This window comes from Shewanella colwelliana, assembly GCF_001735525.1.
Taxonomy (GTDB): Bacteria; Pseudomonadota; Gammaproteobacteria; order Enterobacterales; family Shewanellaceae; genus Shewanella; species Shewanella colwelliana.
Window position 1 is genome coordinate 1 of sequence record NZ_MCBT01000026.1, and the last position, 927, is coordinate 927.

The window sequence follows — 927 nt, forward strand, 5'->3', positions numbered from 1 at the left end:
CACAGAAGGTGAGCGATTTGCCTTCGCTGTCTACGTTAAGAGTGAGAGTGTTGCTGTTGCTGATCTCGGTGCCATCTATGCGCCAACTGAGTAGGCTCGCGCCTTCGGTTCGAGAGGCGTTATCAGTGTAGCGGTAATCCCCGGTCAGCGGGGTATTGGCTACCGCTTGCGGCAGAATATTCAAGTCACTAGCAACGGGGGCGATATAGCTGCCGATGATGGTTTGCGTATCGCAGACCTCGGTGCCTTGCTTGGGCTCTCCGGTGAGTGCCACTGGGGTAACACAGAATGCTAGGCTTTTGCCTTCGCTGTCAGCGGGCAGAGTAAATGCCAGTCCGCTGCCGCTGTCGACCCCATTGAGACGCCAACGTGTCAGGCTTACTCCTTCTAAATCGGCATCGGCATCACTGTAGCTGTAACTGGCCGTAGTGGCGCTGCCAGGTTGCAGTGGGGTGGCGATAACGACATCACTCGCTACGGGGGCACTGCCCACTTTGGGTTGAACCGTCGCTGGCGTGGTACACACTTGGGTGCCAATACTGTTGTTGCCGTAGCTTGCAACTGGAGTGACACAGAAGGTGAGCGATTTGCCTTCGCTGTCTACGTTAAGAGTGAGAGTGTTGCTGTTGCTGATCTCGGTGCCATCTATGCGCCAACTGAATAGGCTCGCGCCTTCGGTTCGAGAGGCGTTATCAGTGTAGCGGTAATCCCCGGTCAGCGGGGTATTGGCTACCGCTTGCGGCAGAATGCTCAAGTCACTAGCAACGGGGGCGATATAGCTGCCGATGATGGTTTGCGTATCGCAGACCTCCGTGCCTTGCTTGGGCTCTCCAGTGAGTGCCACTGGGGTAACACAGAATGCTAGGCTTTTGCCTTCGCTGTCAGCGGGTAGAGTAAATGCCAGTCCGCTGCCGCTGTCGACCCCAT

The 927-nt window shown here is 56.5% G+C and carries 1 protein-coding gene; it reads right to left on the reverse strand.

Translation table 11 applies throughout. From position 1 onward, the window contains the following. The coding region (locus tag BEL05_RS21030) for a hypothetical protein (RefSeq protein ID WP_217629861.1) at positions 1 to 927 on the reverse strand (927 nt) is incomplete at both ends.